Origin of the sequence: Bacillus pfraonensis (assembly GCF_050768835.1) — a bacterium.
Lineage (GTDB): Bacteria > Bacillota > Bacilli > Bacillales > Bacillaceae_G > Bacillus_A > Bacillus_A pfraonensis.
Genome location: NZ_JAHCDO010000041.1, coordinates 12,238 through 28,145 on the forward strand (window position 1 = coordinate 12,238; position 15,908 = coordinate 28,145).

Sequence of the window (15,908 nt, forward strand, 5' to 3'; positions counted from 1 at the left end):
GGGAAACATGCATAGCGAGTAGCCCCCACCATCCACTCTGCATGGTTCCGTCATTCATTAAGTCCACATGCTTCTTAAATTCCTAGATAACCATGAAATTAATGTGTGATCATCTTCTATCTTTAACATTGCTTCATACATTGGTTTATCGTATCCACATCCCTTTGCATTAATTAGTGATTCAATAAAACTGCGCAGTAACTTTTTCTTTTCGTATGGCAGTTTTCCGTTTTTGATTAGTTCATTTGAGAATATATTTAACGTTTCTTCTGCCAACTTATCCTCACCGTGTATTGAAGTGTTAATGTCAATCCCGACCGATTCAGATAACTCTGTCCAATCCCAACCTTTGAATCTATAACGTGGATTCATTTTCTATCGTCCTCCATTAAACCTTTAAGATTTTACGTTTCTTGCTCTTCATCTTTTCTTTTGCTACTTCGATGTTATTTACTACTTTCTTATGGTCCTGATCAAATTGGATCATTCCATCAAACATAACTGGAGATACTGCTTCATCAATGTATTGTAAGTAATCAACTGGCGCTCGTTCTGTCTGATCTACTAAGTACCCGTAAATATCAAAGTCTGCTCTTGGTATAGACTTCTTCCCATTCGGTTGATGAGACATCCTTACATAAGATCGAATCACTGATGCCGGAACTAAGAATACTGTCTTGTCCTTACTAAATTCTATAAGGAAGAAACAAACCGCTCCCATCTTCTCCGCTTTCTCCAGGTAATCTAATTGGTGCTGTGCAATATTGCTTAAATCGAATCTTGTCAGGCTCTGTGTTGACTTCGCTTCAAATGCTACTGCTCGTCCTTTGTACACGCCGTCATAGTCTACTGTACTTTTAGCTTCATAGAATCCATTTAATACTCGTCCACCTGCACTCTTTAATACCTTCACCGGAGTCGGACGCTTGTTTATAAGCGCCACTCCCTCCCTTTGATACATTTCATTCGATAGATTGATAAGTTTTTCAAAAGCCATTCCACGGTTACCTTGTCCCATTGTCATTTCCTCACTTTCATTTAATATGGTTTACTTCCTACATAATCATCAACAACTTCCCATTGCTTGAACCATTCTCTTGCATGCTTTTGGAATACTTCACTGTGTTCTTCTGGAGTATTAACCGTCCATTTATTTGTTTCTACAGTGAATTTATCCATGTTATCTGGTAACGGGAATCTCCAAGTCATATCCCAAGGGCTTCTCCAATACCTTTGCCCGATCTTCCAGTTGTAAATTTCTCCATCTAGTAACAATACGCTTGCATGTACATCATGAGGATATGTATCTACCCAATGCGCCATTATCCTAACCTCGCTTTCTACTCCATTTGTCCTTTGCACTCTTCAAGAAAATCAATAACTTCCTGAACATGCTCCCTTGTTGTCATACTCTCCATTACGTATCCTTCATCGTTATAAACATTAACCTTACTTCCTGTGAACTCCATTCCACACATTCCATCTTCACCTAAAAGCTTTACGTTCTCTTCCATTCTCCTAACCTCACTTTCTATCGTTGCGATAGGTAAGACTTTGAAGTTATCTCCATCTTTTCCCCCGCTTAACACTGTACGTGCGACTTTCATCGCATACAGCGCCCCATCTTATCCTTTTATACAACGTGTCGCACAAAGGATTATTTTGTTGAGTTTCTTAAAGTATTAATTCCAAAACATCTTGTCTTATTAAACTCCTTCATCCACTCGTCCTTATAAACTTCTTGTAACCTACCATATGAGTTTATAGTCATTGTTTCTCTTGCTACTGGCAAAGACATGTCAATACCAACAGGGATGCTTATAGGTAATGTAATTTGCATCTGCTTCACCTTTTGACTACATTTCACACAGAACTTATCATTCGTTCCATCTTCCATGTCTACCCACTTATGTTTGCATTCCATTTCACTTACCTCCCTGAATAAAACTCAATATTCCGTCAATACTGTAGATACCCATTTCTCTATTACCCATGACCTGAGCAGTTAGCTTTTGCTAGCTGCTCTTTTACTTTCTTCATCCCTTACCATTCTCTTTAAGGAGATTAATACATCGTCCAATGTTTGTTTATCTCCTATGACATCCCTGTTTGTTTGAATGTGTCAAACGATATTTTCTAATTGTGTTTTTATATCCATCTCAATCACCCCTTGAATAAACTCAACGTCTTGGAATATAATATCTATGCATCGAATCATCATTTTTGGAGAGAGCAGTTAGACTGGGCTAGCTGCTCTTTTAATCGTTCATTATTTCTCCAAATATAATACTTGCTGTATAGTCGTAGCATCTTTCACACAACCATTCATTACGTGCTGGACTATAACGTACATTTACGTTTTCTTCGTCACACAAATCACAAGTTCCAATTTTATCTTCTTCCATATCTATTCCCCTTTTCTATAATCATCTTTTCCTATCTACTTACTTTTCTGGTAACAATTACTGTTGTATCCACATTCGTTACAGGATATCATGTAATAGCTCGATAGAAACGAGCGTTATACCCATTACCCTAGGAGACTAGGGTTTTGTTTTGTACAAAATGAAATTTTTATTAATTTCTCTAACATTCATGAATACTTATTCAAATATCGCGCAAATTATAGATAGGCCACCAGCCATAATTCTATTCCCGTGAAATTGCGCTCAACTCTAACTCCTTAAGAGACAGTTGTGACAATCGAGCAGTTGGTTTATTGAGCCAGCTGCTTTGTTGTATAGATTTTCAATGTAAGTACATACTACCTTTGTAGGGCTTGATTAATTGTCATCTGAGAGGCTCTCTGGTTTACCCCACTTCTGTTTAGGAGAATAGCTTTAAAAGCTGTTCTCCTCTATTTAGTGGGACAAAGTTTTTATCCGTTTTTTCACGTTCAAATTTATTTTGAATATCTTAATACTGGTTATGATTAATGCCTACCTTTCAAAGAGCACTTTTGTTTAGTGCTCTTTTTGATTTTTTAAATAGACATCTTCTTTTTTACATATTTTCAAAAAGGATGCTCACACTATTCATGAGTCAATTTACCAATACGAGTCATTTTGGTGTTTTTAAAATCTTCCTAAGTTATTTTACTCCTCATAGGACAAGCAATTTCGCTTGTCCTATTTGCAATTAAAGCTTTATCTTTATGCCACCTTTCCCGATTCTCTACATTTAAATTTACTTTTTATTTAGTATTAAAAGCAAAAGTTTGTACATTATAAAAAGTGTTGCCCACTACTATGTGGGTACAAAAGGAGGATTATAAAATGGACAAACGAACAGAGAAAAAAGTTGAAGCGGTAGCACGTAAAGCTGCTGACTTAGAAGTTTCACAAGAATTAACTAGCCTTAAAAATCAAATTCAACAGTTACAACAGTCTTTATCTCAAGCATCTCAAGGTCAACAACCGCAACAAGGATTGCAACAAGCTAACCAACTGATGCAACAACTTCAACAATTTAGCCAGCAGTCTCAACAACAAATGCAACAAGCTGATCAACAATTACAACAAACTATTCAACAAGCTATTCAAACACTAAATCAAGGATTACAATATCTACAAGCTAATCAGACATTAAGCCAAGTAAATCAAGCTATTTCTCAGGCTCAATCACAAGTTGGACAAACAGGCGGACAACAAGGGCAACAAATGGGTGGACAACAAGGTATGCAAATGGGTAACCAGCAAGGTCAGCAAATGGGTGGACAACAAGGTATGCAAATGGGTAACCAACAAGGTATGCAAATGGGTAACCAGCAAGGTCAGCAAATGGGCGGACAGCAACTATTTTAATAAACGCATGCTTAGCAATCCAAGAAGCAGTAAATTTTCCGTATCTTATATAACAGTAAGTAAACTCCAATTTCTTTTTGTTAGTTATTATTAGTATCAAATAAACAGCAATACAAATTCTTGAAAGAGCATTTTTATATAATGCTCTTTTTTGATATATGAAATCTAAATAACAAAATGAATTTTTTATTATTTTTCCTTTCCACTCCGCATAACCTTTCAAATTCTATTTATACTATAATCTGTAACTTTAGGTTACAATTTTTTGCTGTAAGCGCATTTTTTGTACAACAGGCAGTTAACTAATTCAGCTAGCTGCTTTGTTGTGCAAAATAGCGTTTTTGTTAAATCATCCTAACTCTTTCGTTATAAAAATCATTATGAAGTTCCACAAATCTTGGTGTATTTATAACTGCAGCCCAACCTTTGCATGATTCATCACCACAATTACAAGGTAATGTTATAAGGTTGTATTCAACATGGTACTCATTTATCGTTATTCCAGAACGTTCACAGTAATCACGTTCAAACTCATATTCCGTCAATTGGTTTCCCTCTTTCTCTCAAATAAGGATTTTGTTTAGTTTTTTAACATTTTAATGTAGAAAACATATAGTAATGATGTACCCATTTTGCATAAAAACTTTTTTCTAAGCGCACATTCTTATGTGTGTTCTTTTTTATTTGCCATTAGTTTCGATAGGTAAGACTTTGAAGTTATCTCCATCTTTTCCCCCGCTTAACACTGTACGTGCGACTTTCATCGCATACAGCGTCCCATCTTATTCTTCTATACTAAAGTAACTAGATTACAAGCTTTACGGAGTTTGTTTATTTTCTTCAATTGTTTATCATTCAGTTGAAGTATTCTCATATATGTTCTAATCGTCTCTTCATTTGTAGCGTGAATCAGTCTGTGGACAAATTCGTGTACAATAATTAGATTATTAAACTCGTCAGTTCCTCCCATACCTTTCGGTATTTTGTGATGACAGTGTGCTTCATCAGCTAACAGAAAGATTCCTGTAACAGCACATTTTCCATTTTGCATAGAATATCTCGACATTCTGTTATCTGTATACTCTACGCTCTGCCCTTTATTGGACGATAGCAACATCTTCTGCATTTCATTGGCAATGTTACCTTTTAGGCTTTTGATGAGTTTTTGTCTTCCTTTTATAGTGTAGTTACACATGTCTTGACTGAAACTTTGTGGGAATCGTGTTTGTATGTCCGCTAGTGGATACACATGATTACCTGCTATTTCAAAGGTTCTATAATTATTCCTGTGAGTTCTTTTGTATAATGCGTTTGCATTGGGAGGAATCTTATATTTCCCTATTGATTTTAGACGATTAAACAAGGTTTTCGAGAGACGAAAGGCTATTTCAGCAAAGTCTATAGTTACATGTGTTGCAATTTTGTAATAGTTTTTAATGCCAAGCACGTAAGAGTTATAGTCCTGTACTGTTTTCCCTGATGGATTCTTTTGAATCGCTTTAATCCTTGTTTTTGCTTTCTCCAGGATGTCCTTTTTCTTTTTCTCGCTTACATGTGTGTTTGCCACATATCTTTTGCGCTTTTTAACGAATTTAATAGAGAATCCCAGAAAATTCGAAGATTTTCTTTTTAGGTTCGTTATAGTTGATTTTTCATTAGATATGTTAAGGTTTAATTGATTCTCGAGATAACCCTCCACTGCATGAAATATTTTAGTTGCAGTTCTGTGATTGTTTGTAAATATTTTAAAATCATCCGCATACCTAACTATATACATTCTCTTTAATTTTGTTTTTGATAGATGATAATTTTTGTTTGGTAGTGTATATGTTTTCCTTGTTTTGATATTGTCCCACTGACTAGCTATCCACCAATCTAAGTCATTCAATACAACATTACTTAGTAATGGGCTTAGAACCCCTCCTTGCGGAGTTCCTTTTGTAGGAATGCCTATTCCTTTGATTGGTGCTTTTAACATTTTAGAAATGATTGTCAGTACTCTTCTATCAGTTATACCTATGTTATATAGTTGTTTTAGTAGTTTGGAATGGTTTACATTATCAAAGAAACCTTGTATATCAATGTCAACTACGTGACTATATCCCCCGCGGTTCATCAAGAATTGACACCTAGCCATCGCATGATGCGTTGACCTATTGGGTCTAAATCCATATGAATGCTTGTAGAATTTTGCTTCGCATATTGGCTCTAGAATCTGCTTGAACATTTGTTGAATCAATCTATCTCTCATTGTAGGTATTCCTAATGGACGTTTTTTTCCATTGGGTTTAGGTATTTCTACCCTACGTACCGTGTTTGGCTTATAGTCTACAAGAGCATTTCTTATGTTATCAACGAAAAGATCTACATTTTTCATTTTATAATGGTCGATTGTGATACCATCTGTCCCTTCAGTTTTAGAGCCAGTATTAGCCTTTATGTTTCTGTATGCCAATAGAATATTTTCTTTTGATATGATGTGTTTGTATAAATTTCTACCTTTAGTAGCATTGTTTTTGCTACGTTGATATAAATCACCAAACACTTTTTGCATATCGTAATATTCTGCATGTCGTAATGTTGTACTCACCGATGTGTTAATTCCCCTTTCTTACGAAAAGTCCCATCATCTTACTCGATCCTGTGAGTTACATCTAGTTAATTTAGTGTTCAAAGAACAAGACTAGGGACTATCCCTCCACATTCGTTACATGTTTCGTCGGTACTGTGTCCCCACCTTCACAAGAATGAAGCAATTTCGGTTCGTTAGAACCTTATATGCATCTGTCCGCTAGTAGCCGTTGGTGACAGTTTCTTGTTTACCACGTTCCGATTGACCTAGCTATACATATACCCTTAGGTGCTTGCTGTAAGCCTGTTATCTTTACATCCTCATCGTTAGAAGTTCCGAATTTCATATTATTTAATCTTACTTTTCGGTAGATAACGTCGTCATTAACGACATACACATTTCTAATGTATTAATCCTTTAGACCCGTATATTCGCAAGTTCTTCAGTCCGTTTGGACATTCTCACCATAGATAGTTTGTAGCATCCCGGCCTATCCATTACCATATGATTTCTCACTTAGGTTTTGTTCAGCCGACTTCACCTAGCTTCATACAATTTGTGACTACTATCACGCCTTGCATGTAGGAGTATTAGATAAATAGTTTCAGCTCAACCTGACGGCTTTCATTTCTACTTTCAGTCAAACAGTTGTTGTTATCAAATTGATAACCCTCCTATTTCGTGTTTGCACACTTATGAGGAAACGTGTCGCACAAAGGATTATTTTGTTTAAATTCCGCTTAATTTTCACTTAATTCATATTAATAACCATCTTATTATTTATAAATCTTTATATAATAAAGTTATTCAAATATTAGGAGTGTTTAAAATGTCAAACACGATACAACTCATTCTTTTCACCCTTATGGCAATTAGCTGTACTTTCGATTTAATAAAAGAACTTCAAAAGCCGGAGAAAAAAATATTACGGATTTCACTCGAGTCTTTAGTTCTTTTCTGGGCGATATGGGTGATAGCAAATATTCTAATTTAAATGACATAATATAAGTTTTCATCTGAATAAAACTCAATATTCCGTCAATACTGTAGATAGGCTAACCAGTCGAAACTCATTTAAATTTCTTTCTCCGTCCCCCTTTTGGAGATGCCTTGGAGTGAGCAGTTAGCTTTTGCTAGCTGCTCTTTTGTTTAAAATGAAATTTTTGTTTAGTTTTATATACTTTCATTGATTTTATCGATAAGCTCATTCAGCGTCACTTTATACAGCAGGTGATTTCGGAGGTCTTTCCACGCCATCCGATAATTTTCTCTATTTACTTTAACGTAACCTTTTCTGGAGTTTTAAAAGAAATTTCTTCTCTATCTAACGATATAACCACACTAATATAATAAGCCCCCCACTTGAATAAAGGTGGCACATTTATAATTAAAGGGCCTATTTCATATCTACTATAAAATAGGCCCTTCTTACGTTTCTATACATATATATTTTACTATTACATCTTTTCTAATATCATTTGTCTCTCATACCATTTTGACATTTTTTCAACTGCATTAGCTGATAAACGCTTGGTTTGTCTATTGCAAAATCTAGATAACGTAGGTGCCGATATTTTAATTTCCTTTGCAAGCTCTCGTATACTTATATTATCAACATTGTGTCGCTCTAGTATTTTTTCTCGAACAATTTCTTCATCAAAAATGTCAGGTTCTTTACTAACTGTTATTTGCGGCATATCAATAATATCTTTAGTCTTTTCACTATATTCTATTGTTGTTTCATTATTACTTTCTATTTCTAATGTTTTTTTCTTTGGTAAATTGTACATAGACTTAATTAATTCTTCTGGCGGAAGAATAGTAATATTTAAATCAATCCAATAATCTTTGAACCAAGTTTTCTTATTTAAACGTTCTTCATCTAATTCACTTGAATACTCCCACTTAGAAATCACATTCTCTCTCTCTAAGTCAGTGAGAACATTCTCTAAGTGTTCTCTAATACGACTTGGTTTCCATGTAAGTGGAATTGCCATAACAGCTAATAATCCTTTGTCGCCTCCAATTGAGTATGGGCGCTTTAAAGTAGAATATATTTGCCTAATTCTCCATTGCCATGTTAAATAGCGAATTAAGCGTTTATGATATTTATGTCGATAACTATTATATTCAAGTGCCTTTTTAGATAATAAGGCTGTAGTATTATTTGAACCATATAAATAACTTGATAAAAAGCTTCCAGGTTTAATTCGGCAGGATTCAATACCCATATATTCATTTGTTGTATTATGTCTCCATAATACAACTGAGTCTAGAACAAATAACCTTTTAATTACTTCTCTTTTTACTTTATATTCTTCATCATTTTCATTTTCATCATTTAAAACTACAACTTCATTATCATCATTTAAATATATAAAAATACTCGCTAAAGCAGCAATCCTCTTAGCAACCTTAATTTTATCTTCAGGTCTATAATATTCTCCCTTATTTACTTTCTTTTTCGGTACATTACACATTTCTAATACTTGCTCATATGAAAATTCGATGAATTCGTCTGGTGACTTTGCTTGAGCTAACCATTGTATAGTAATTGAATCCAATACATCCGCTGTGAGATCATCCATATTACTCATTACATCATTAACTAAAGTATTCCACCGGGACGCTTCATCATCTTTTATAAGCTTCAAATCCTCATCCCGATGCGAAGAAAGCTGAGCTATCGCATTACTCTCCTTTGTTTCAATCGGATAAGATTTCACACCCATATTTGAATCCTCTTCAAAATGATTTTTGGAGATCCCATCACGTAATTTAAAGTACACCGCGGAATTATTGACCTCAAAATAATCTTTATCATCTGTTCCATCTTCGATTGTTTCTACCTGAATTACTGTTTCATCACTTAATTGTGGTCTTTTATCATTTTTAAACTCTTCTGTTAAAAGATGTTCAATTTCTGAATGAATTTCATCCTTATACTGGTTCAACTTAATAGCAATTTGTAGTGAGGTTATTCCACTTTCATTCTTTTTACTAAGCCACGATACTAATGCTGAAAAAGATGGTGAAACATATTGTGATGTTACAACCTTACTACTATCTTTCTCTACGTCTGCACTAAAAGAAGTCCATTTCCCCCAAATTTCTTTGTTATTTCCATATAAAGGTTCAGATATTAACAAAGCATCAGTAAACAATTGTGCTAATTTCTCCACGCTGTCACTCCTTTCTTTCCTACATTCCTTTCAAACAACTCAATATTTAGCGAATTATATATAAATCATTCTTATTTTTCGATTCTGTGATTTTCAAAAAAATAATGAAACACTTTTGTCTTGTTTGTACAAGTGAAATAACATTTATTATACATTACCAACCAATATACCATCAATTAATCTAACGAATTAATAACCGAAACACTTTTGGACATATTGTTAACCTTTTTATAAATATGAAACACTCTTTTGTCCTTATCACTTCTCTATCAAACACTTATATAAGCTTTTACATGAATAACACGTATATAATAAGCTAGATTCATTCATATCTATTTGAAACACACAATTGAAACATTTTTGTCATATCCTTGACCTAAAATTCAAAAGATGAAACATTAGTTAATTTTTCTTATTCCGATTATATATTTTCAAAAATTTTTTCAACATCCCATAAACCCATATATATCAATCGTTTTCCCTTCTATGTACAAAACGGATCCTAGATCATCCTGAAACGTTTTTGCCATATCCTTGACCTTATCAAATATAAGAAACACTCATAAATCCTTATGTACCAAGGGATTCTAAGTGTTTCTTTCTTTTTTCTACTACATATAAAACATGAAACATTTTTGCCATATCCTTGACCTTGTAAATTTTAAAACATGAAACGGTTTTTGCCATATCCTTGACCTAATATCCTTTTCAATTCTCTTACAACCCTTCATACCACTATATTTAATGGATGTTTCTATAATAAATGACTTATATATGAACATGAAACATTTTTGCCATATCCTTGACCTAAAAACATGAAACATATTCATTTATCCCTTGTATATCAACATATTCCTGCTGTTTCACTAATAATTTGACACATCCAAAACATGAAACGGTTTTTGCCATATCTTTGACACAAAAAAAAATGAAGAAAATCCTGTATCCCTTGTCACAACTGGTCTTATATCGTGTTTCATCTTCTCAAAATTCCCCTTAAAGGAACACCTTTTGGCAATTTTCGATTTGCTATAATCAAAATTGGTATATTTTATAGTTTCCTGGCATATATTTCTGAGTTTACAGGTAGGAGGTGAAAAAGATGGGGAAATCATTTATTATTCATAACCAACGTGCTCTAAATGGACAATCTACAAATGCAGTATTAGTAACACTGAAGTCTTGGCAAAAACTTGTTGAAGCTTTTGAAGAGAAATACTACAGCTATAAAGATACATACCTTGAAGATCTACTGGATCAAATGACATATGAGGAACGTGTTGCCGATGTAGATGGCTTTGTAGAACAAGCGAAACCATCTTTTTCACGTCGTATCCTGTCTGCTGTTTCTGAAACAATGGGAAGGAAACATAAATTATATGGTATTACAAACGCAGATTTAGAAGTCTTCTTATACCTACACAAGAAATGTTACACAAATGGAGTCATTCCAAATGTAACAGTACATATGATGTGGGAAGATTACAAGCAGTATAAAGAAGAATTTGCTTACATACAGCATTCTCAATTCTATATTGCATTAAAAAAACTAAGTCTACATAACATTGTCACGATTGAAAAGGAATTAGATGGCCGCTATACCATTAAGCTAACTCATTTTATGAATGAAGAAACTGAAAAGGCAAACCCTTATGTTTATATTAGCCCGGTGGTATTTACAAAGGATTTCTTTGAGCTGTCAGTTGCAGCTAAGAAACTATTCTTGGACATTGCGATGCAACAGCACAGAGAAACTACACTAAAGCGTTCCTTGGACAAACAGGATGAAAGAGGAAATAAAACTCATTTTGGTGGGATGTACCGCTTTTTACATAAGAAATACCCGCATCAAATCCGTGCGGTTATGACAGAATTAACAACTGCACTACCGTGTACAGGAACTCCTCTATTCAAAATTTGCAAATTACAAAAAGGGGTTAATAATAAAAAAAGATATACGACTTTATATCTCTCCTTACATACGGATTTCTTATGTACAAAAGAAACAGGCGAAGTACAATATCGCGATCCATTCACGCCAAAGGTTATTTATGCTCGTAAAGCTCGTTTTATCGAATCTGTGCTTCATGATATGAATATTGGTGAATTTACAAAAGACATGAATAAGTTTATTCATGTACTTAAATATACATGCCATCGACAAATTCGTAGTGTAATTCATAGCCTACGTGACATGATAGATCGTAATGAGGAATATCCAAGTAAGTTAGTATATACACTGAAGAAACTACTAAACCAAACATCACAATATCAAATTCTTGATACAGCGGCTAAGGAAGGTATCTATCCTCTTATTACACAACATGTACCAAAAGAGAAAAAAGAACAAGCTGTATTTGATTTCGGATTGCATTTCTCTATGTACTCTCTGCGAAACATCAAAAAGTTGTTCCGTAAAACCTATGAGTTACTAAAATACAAATTTGCTGTACCTGTTACAGAGGAATCATATCACCGCAACTACCTAAAGTATCAAGAAGAAACGTTGTTTAGAAAGTACGCCTATGAACAAGGTGCAAATCTAAATGCTTATATGGCTTTAGAAATTGAAATACGTGAACTTTTAAAAGCAAGGGGACATAAAGAGCGCTTTATTCCTAGTGATGTTCGCGAATTGTTCATTGAAAAGATAGATAGATTACCTAAAGAAACGCTTCGTGTTATTGAAGTACCAGATGACTTCAATTTGATTACATTTATGCGTGCCTTTGAAAAGTTAATACGCGCTGGTATTCAAGTAACAACAGCTGAACAAGTACTTGAAGTAATCGAAACCAATTAACCATACTCCGCTCTCTATTTTTGAAAAAATTAAAAGTAGAGGGCTATTCGTGTTGATTCTGTTATTTGAAGGCCTTGCACTAATTCCTTATAACAACCGACTTTCCTCGATTCTATTAATAATAGAGTCTTTTTTTATGCACTCCTATACAAGAACTGTGCTACAACTAAATAAATTTCCACACATACTTTCATATAAACACGTTATGAGCAACCTTAATGCATTCAAATACCTACAAATAATCGCAAGAAAAAAGTTAAATTTTGTGTATAAGTAGATGAATATAGTCGAATGTGAATAACATAGTACTATGAGTACTGATATAAAGGCATTCTAGTAACTTACCTATCAAAAATCATCAACATTTGTGTGAGTTATATGGTAAATCTGGATTATGTTAATGACTTAGCACCTAATGTGAATGATTTGTGAATAAATAAAATAAAATTGTGGAAATTCTGTGGATTAATACAGAATTAAACAATTGAATAAATATGTTTAACTATGCATTAATTTGTTTCATTTTTTATGTAGAAATATATGATTTTGTTTATGATTATTTGTAGTTTTTATATCAATATTATGCTTACTTTTCCGTTGTTAAATACTACTATTTCTGATTTTTTACGCTATATTATTTTCAAAGTCCTTGCTACAGTAAGGATAAAACCATATTTATCAGTCCTATATAAGTTTTATCTTTATATTTTTAATATATAAGATATATATTTATATTAGATTTTATTACAAAATTAGTTTTTCACTTTGGATAAGTTATACTTCATATAAAGCGCCATGAAGAAATTATGAATTTAATTGAACAATATTAAACTATTTTCAAAACAGTACCTCTTTTTTATAAACGGTACGATTTTATACCAAAGTCACATCTATGGCTAGATTGTATTACACCATCACAAATGAAATAAGTAATAGAGCATGCGACCTCAATAGAGCGGCATGCTCTATTTTATTTTAAAGTTAATTATTTTATGTAAATTATGGAACAAAATCATTACTCGAATTGTCTATTAAGTGTACTTTTAAAAACTGGTACTCAAATTAGGTACATTGTATCCAATTTGATATCCATTTTCTGTATTACAAAAGATGAAAGGAATGATTATTTTGAAAAGTACAATGGTAATAAAAATAGGAATGTGTGTTGGAATATTAAGTTTAAGTCTTGCAAGTGTAAAACAATTTACAGGTGAACCTTTGAAGGCACAAGCAAAAGAAAAAATAGAGCAAACAAAACATACAAATTATGCGACTCGTCGAGAGTTCGTTCAACTTGAAAAAAAGTTTGATGCTCGGATTGGTGTCTATGCTATTGATACCGGTACAAATCGAACAGTCGCTTATCGACCTGATGAACGGTTTGCCTACACATCAACTTTCAAGGCTCTGGCTGCAGGAGCCTTGCTCCAGCAAAACTCAATAGACAAACTTGATAAGGTGATCACTTATACAAAAGATGATTTAGTTACGTATTCACCAATTACGGAGAAACACGTGGATACCGGAATGACTCTTTGGGAGATTGCAGATGCTGCGATTCGCTACAGCGATAATACAGCGGGGAACCTTTTATTTAAAGAATTAGACGGTCCAAAAGGGTTTGAAAAAAAGCTCAGACAGATTGGTGATAGGGTTACCAAGGCTGATCGCTTTGAACCAGATTTGAACGAAGCTAGTCCAGGAGACATCCGTGATACAAGTACAGCAAAAGCGCTTGCTACTAATCTTAAGGCTTTCACGGTTGGCAATATACTTCCAACTGAGAAGCGTAAAATCCTCACAGATTGGATGCGTGGAAACACTACTGGAGACCAACTAATCCGTGCTGGCGTACCAAAAGACTGGGTGGTGGGTGATAAGACTGGGGCCGGAAGCTATGGAACGCGAAACGACATTGCTATCGTTTGGCCACCGAATAGAGAGCCAATCATCATTGCAATTCTATCCAGTCGCGATACAAAAAATGCTACCTATAATAATGAACTTATCGCTCAAGCTGCGAAAGTTACCATCAATGCTCTCAAGTGATAATATCTCAGTTTTTTTATCATTTTCCGACAGAAGACTCCTTCTTCAAAAATGGGAAGGCGTAAAACACCAATTTTAGGTGGGAGATGAATGGCGGTAGACGTAAGCCTATGTTTTTCTTGTATACCGTAGTTATTCTATTACAAAGTGAGGTGCAACCCATGTTAGTAAATCAGGCATTTAAGTTTCGTATCTATCAGAATAAGGAACAAGAAATATTAATTGCTAAAACCATGGGGTGCACCCGCTTTGTATTTAACCATTTTCTTGCTCGTTGGAATGATACCTACAAAGAAACAGGAGAAATGTATATTTTCTCCTAGAGATGTAAATTTTTGTTTTGTGGTATTTGCTTTTCTTAGCTTGATGGTGATGTGTCAGCATCCTAATAAAAAGTTCTTTTTTTCTGAAAAATATATATAAATTCAAAGTTAATAATAAATATTTAAAAAGGGGATTTTATATTCCCTTAATTTATTCCTTTCCATTTACATTAATCATTTATTACAACAGCTTTCACGTCTAAAATAAGATGATTCAACAAAGGAAAATATAAGTATCTTTATAGGCCTCACCATATCATTCTGGGAATGCTGTACGTTTAGACACATTTTCTTCACAATTCCCCCCTTTTGCTGTACGCTAAGAGATATTTGTTCAGAAAATCATGTGTATGAACAGAGGATAAAACTCAATAATATCAACGTTTTCTAGCTATAATCATGTTCATAAAGTATATAAACAAATCAATGTTCAATTAAACTTAGATTTTTATCTTTCTGAACGTGTATTCATCTTTATAAAATACTGTAATGATAAGGGTTTGTAGTCCTTAGTGTACAATTACCCCAGAATGATATAGTGCCCCTTATAATGAGTTCCCAATATAATCAATGTTAATCAAAGGAACTCTGTGTTATGTTTGCTTTTTTACTAACTAATACAGCTTCAAACAAAAGACACAATTGCTACATGCCAAGTGTAATTTATTACCTATTCAAAATTCCGTTTATTCAATCTTTCTGAAAATAAAAAAATATTGAACTCATAAATATACAAGTTATAATGAGGGCGTCGAGAGATAATCTATTACCTCCGGAGAAAATATCAAACCTAGTTCTGGTGCGAAAATTCTAAAGATTTTGCGAGTAATCTTCTAAAATTGGACATACTGATACGATTACTCTAATAAAGGGTTACGATCGGAAGGAAAATTTATTCAATCTGAATGTGGAAGCGTTATCAGCCAGATCTTATTTTGTTAACAGTACGTTGGTACCTGCGGTACAACTTAAGTTTTCGTGATGTAGTAGAAATGATGGAGGAACGTGGATTATCCTTGGCTCATAACACGATTAAAGGAGGAATTATTATATGAATGGGAATACTGCAAAAAAAATAGAATTTCAAACTGAAAATACTGCAGTAAAAAATGAGAAATATCCAGATCCTAAAAAGTGGCATAAACAGGATACTACCTGGGCATTGAGCCTTTTTGG

General features: G+C 33.8%; 11 protein-coding genes and 3 pseudogenes. 6 read left to right on the forward strand and 8 right to left on the reverse strand.

The window, feature by feature from the left end:
• Positions 1 to 57: 57 nt before the first annotated feature.
• The 6 genes from KFD70_RS25820 to KFD70_RS25845 all read right to left on the reverse strand — a co-directional run bounded on the left by KFD70_RS25820 (position 58) and on the right by KFD70_RS25845 (position 2,405).
• The gene (locus KFD70_RS25820; protein WP_336454273.1) at positions 58 to 372 is read right to left on the reverse strand and encodes a hypothetical protein; all 315 of its coding nucleotides are present in this window, start codon (positions 370 to 372) and stop codon (positions 58 to 60) included.
• A 16-nt stretch (positions 373 to 388) separates the two neighbouring features.
• Positions 389 to 1,018 carry a Holliday junction resolvase RecU gene (locus KFD70_RS25825; protein ID WP_336454274.1) on the reverse strand — a complete coding sequence of 210 codons (630 nt, stop codon included), beginning with the start codon at positions 1,016 to 1,018 and terminating at the stop codon, positions 389 to 391.
• 20 nt (positions 1,019 to 1,038) lie between these two features.
• Positions 1,039 to 1,323: a hypothetical protein gene (locus tag KFD70_RS25830; protein WP_336454275.1), complete on the reverse strand. Its 285-nt coding sequence runs from the start codon at positions 1,321 to 1,323 to the stop codon at positions 1,039 to 1,041.
• Positions 1,324 to 1,340: 17 nt separating this feature from the next.
• A complete protein-coding gene (locus KFD70_RS25835) occupies positions 1,341 to 1,607 on the reverse strand; it encodes a hypothetical protein (RefSeq protein WP_336454283.1) in 267 nt (88 codons plus the stop codon).
• Between the two features lie 50 nt (positions 1,608 to 1,657).
• The gene (locus KFD70_RS25840) at positions 1,658 to 1,924 is read right to left on the reverse strand and encodes a hypothetical protein (protein ID WP_336454276.1); all 267 of its coding nucleotides are present in this window, start codon (positions 1,922 to 1,924) and stop codon (positions 1,658 to 1,660) included.
• A 334-nt stretch (positions 1,925 to 2,258) separates the two neighbouring features.
• A complete protein-coding gene (locus tag KFD70_RS25845; RefSeq protein ID WP_336454277.1) occupies positions 2,259 to 2,405 on the reverse strand; it encodes a hypothetical protein in 147 nt (48 codons plus the stop codon).
• An 870-nt stretch (positions 2,406 to 3,275) separates the two neighbouring features.
• Here KFD70_RS25845 and KFD70_RS25850 point away from each other — a divergent pair.
• Entirely contained in the window at positions 3,276 to 3,803 is a 528-nt protein-coding gene (locus KFD70_RS25850) for a hypothetical protein (protein WP_336454278.1), read from the forward strand.
• 790 nt (positions 3,804 to 4,593) lie between these two features.
• Here KFD70_RS25850 and ltrA read toward each other — a convergent pair.
• Together ltrA and KFD70_RS25860 are read right to left on the reverse strand one after the other, a co-directional pair.
• On the reverse strand, positions 4,594 to 6,393 hold the full coding sequence (gene ltrA, locus KFD70_RS25855; protein WP_336454279.1) for a group II intron reverse transcriptase/maturase: 1,800 nt from the start codon (positions 6,391 to 6,393) through the stop codon (positions 4,594 to 4,596).
• A gap of 1,439 nt (positions 6,394 to 7,832) precedes the next feature.
• The gene (locus tag KFD70_RS25860; RefSeq protein WP_336454280.1) at positions 7,833 to 9,557 is read right to left on the reverse strand and encodes a helix-turn-helix domain-containing protein; all 1,725 of its coding nucleotides are present in this window, start codon (positions 9,555 to 9,557) and stop codon (positions 7,833 to 7,835) included.
• Positions 9,558 to 10,659: 1,102 nt separating this feature from the next.
• Between KFD70_RS25860 and KFD70_RS25865 the strand changes: the two genes are divergently transcribed.
• The 5 genes and pseudogenes from KFD70_RS25865 to KFD70_RS25885 form a co-directional block, all read left to right on the forward strand.
• Positions 10,660 to 12,360: a hypothetical protein gene (locus KFD70_RS25865; protein WP_336454281.1), complete on the forward strand. Its 1,701-nt coding sequence runs from the start codon at positions 10,660 to 10,662 to the stop codon at positions 12,358 to 12,360.
• Between the two features lie 1,110 nt (positions 12,361 to 13,470).
• Positions 13,471 to 14,409, forward strand: a complete 939-nt coding sequence (gene bla / locus KFD70_RS25870; protein WP_336454282.1) for a class A beta-lactamase — start codon at positions 13,471 to 13,473, stop codon at positions 14,407 to 14,409.
• Positions 14,410 to 14,570: 161 nt separating this feature from the next.
• Positions 14,571 to 14,714 (forward strand): annotated as a pseudogene (locus tag KFD70_RS25875) (helix-turn-helix domain-containing protein); the annotation flags it as partial.
• Positions 14,715 to 15,637: 923 nt separating this feature from the next.
• Positions 15,638 to 15,766, forward strand: a pseudogene (locus KFD70_RS25880) (IS6 family transposase); the annotation flags it as partial.
• A 17-nt stretch (positions 15,767 to 15,783) separates the two neighbouring features.
• Positions 15,784 to 15,908, forward strand: a pseudogene (locus KFD70_RS25885) (septum formation initiator); the annotation flags it as partial.

Coding starts and splice junctions, on each gene's coding strand:
- KFD70_RS25820 (WP_336454273.1), bottom strand. CDS start 372: ATGAATCCACGTTATAGATTCAAAGGTTGGGATTGGACAGAGTTATCT.
- KFD70_RS25825 (WP_336454274.1), bottom strand. CDS start 1,018: ATGGGACAAGGTAACCGTGGAATGGCTTTTGAAAAACTTATCAATCTA.
- KFD70_RS25830 (WP_336454275.1), bottom strand. CDS start 1,323: ATGGCGCATTGGGTAGATACATATCCTCATGATGTACATGCAAGCGTA.
- KFD70_RS25835 (WP_336454283.1), bottom strand. CDS start 1,607: ATGAAAGTCGCACGTACAGTGTTAAGCGGGGGAAAAGATGGAGATAAC.
- KFD70_RS25840 (WP_336454276.1), bottom strand. CDS start 1,924: ATGGAATGCAAACATAAGTGGGTAGACATGGAAGATGGAACGAATGAT.
- KFD70_RS25845 (WP_336454277.1), bottom strand. CDS start 2,405: ATGGAAGAAGATAAAATTGGAACTTGTGATTTGTGTGACGAAGAAAAC.
- KFD70_RS25850 (WP_336454278.1), top strand. CDS start 3,276: ATGGACAAACGAACAGAGAAAAAAGTTGAAGCGGTAGCACGTAAAGCT.
- KFD70_RS25865 (WP_336454281.1), top strand. CDS start 10,660: ATGGGGAAATCATTTATTATTCATAACCAACGTGCTCTAAATGGACAA.
- bla (WP_336454282.1), top strand. CDS start 13,471: ATGAAAGGAATGATTATTTTGAAAAGTACAATGGTAATAAAAATAGGA.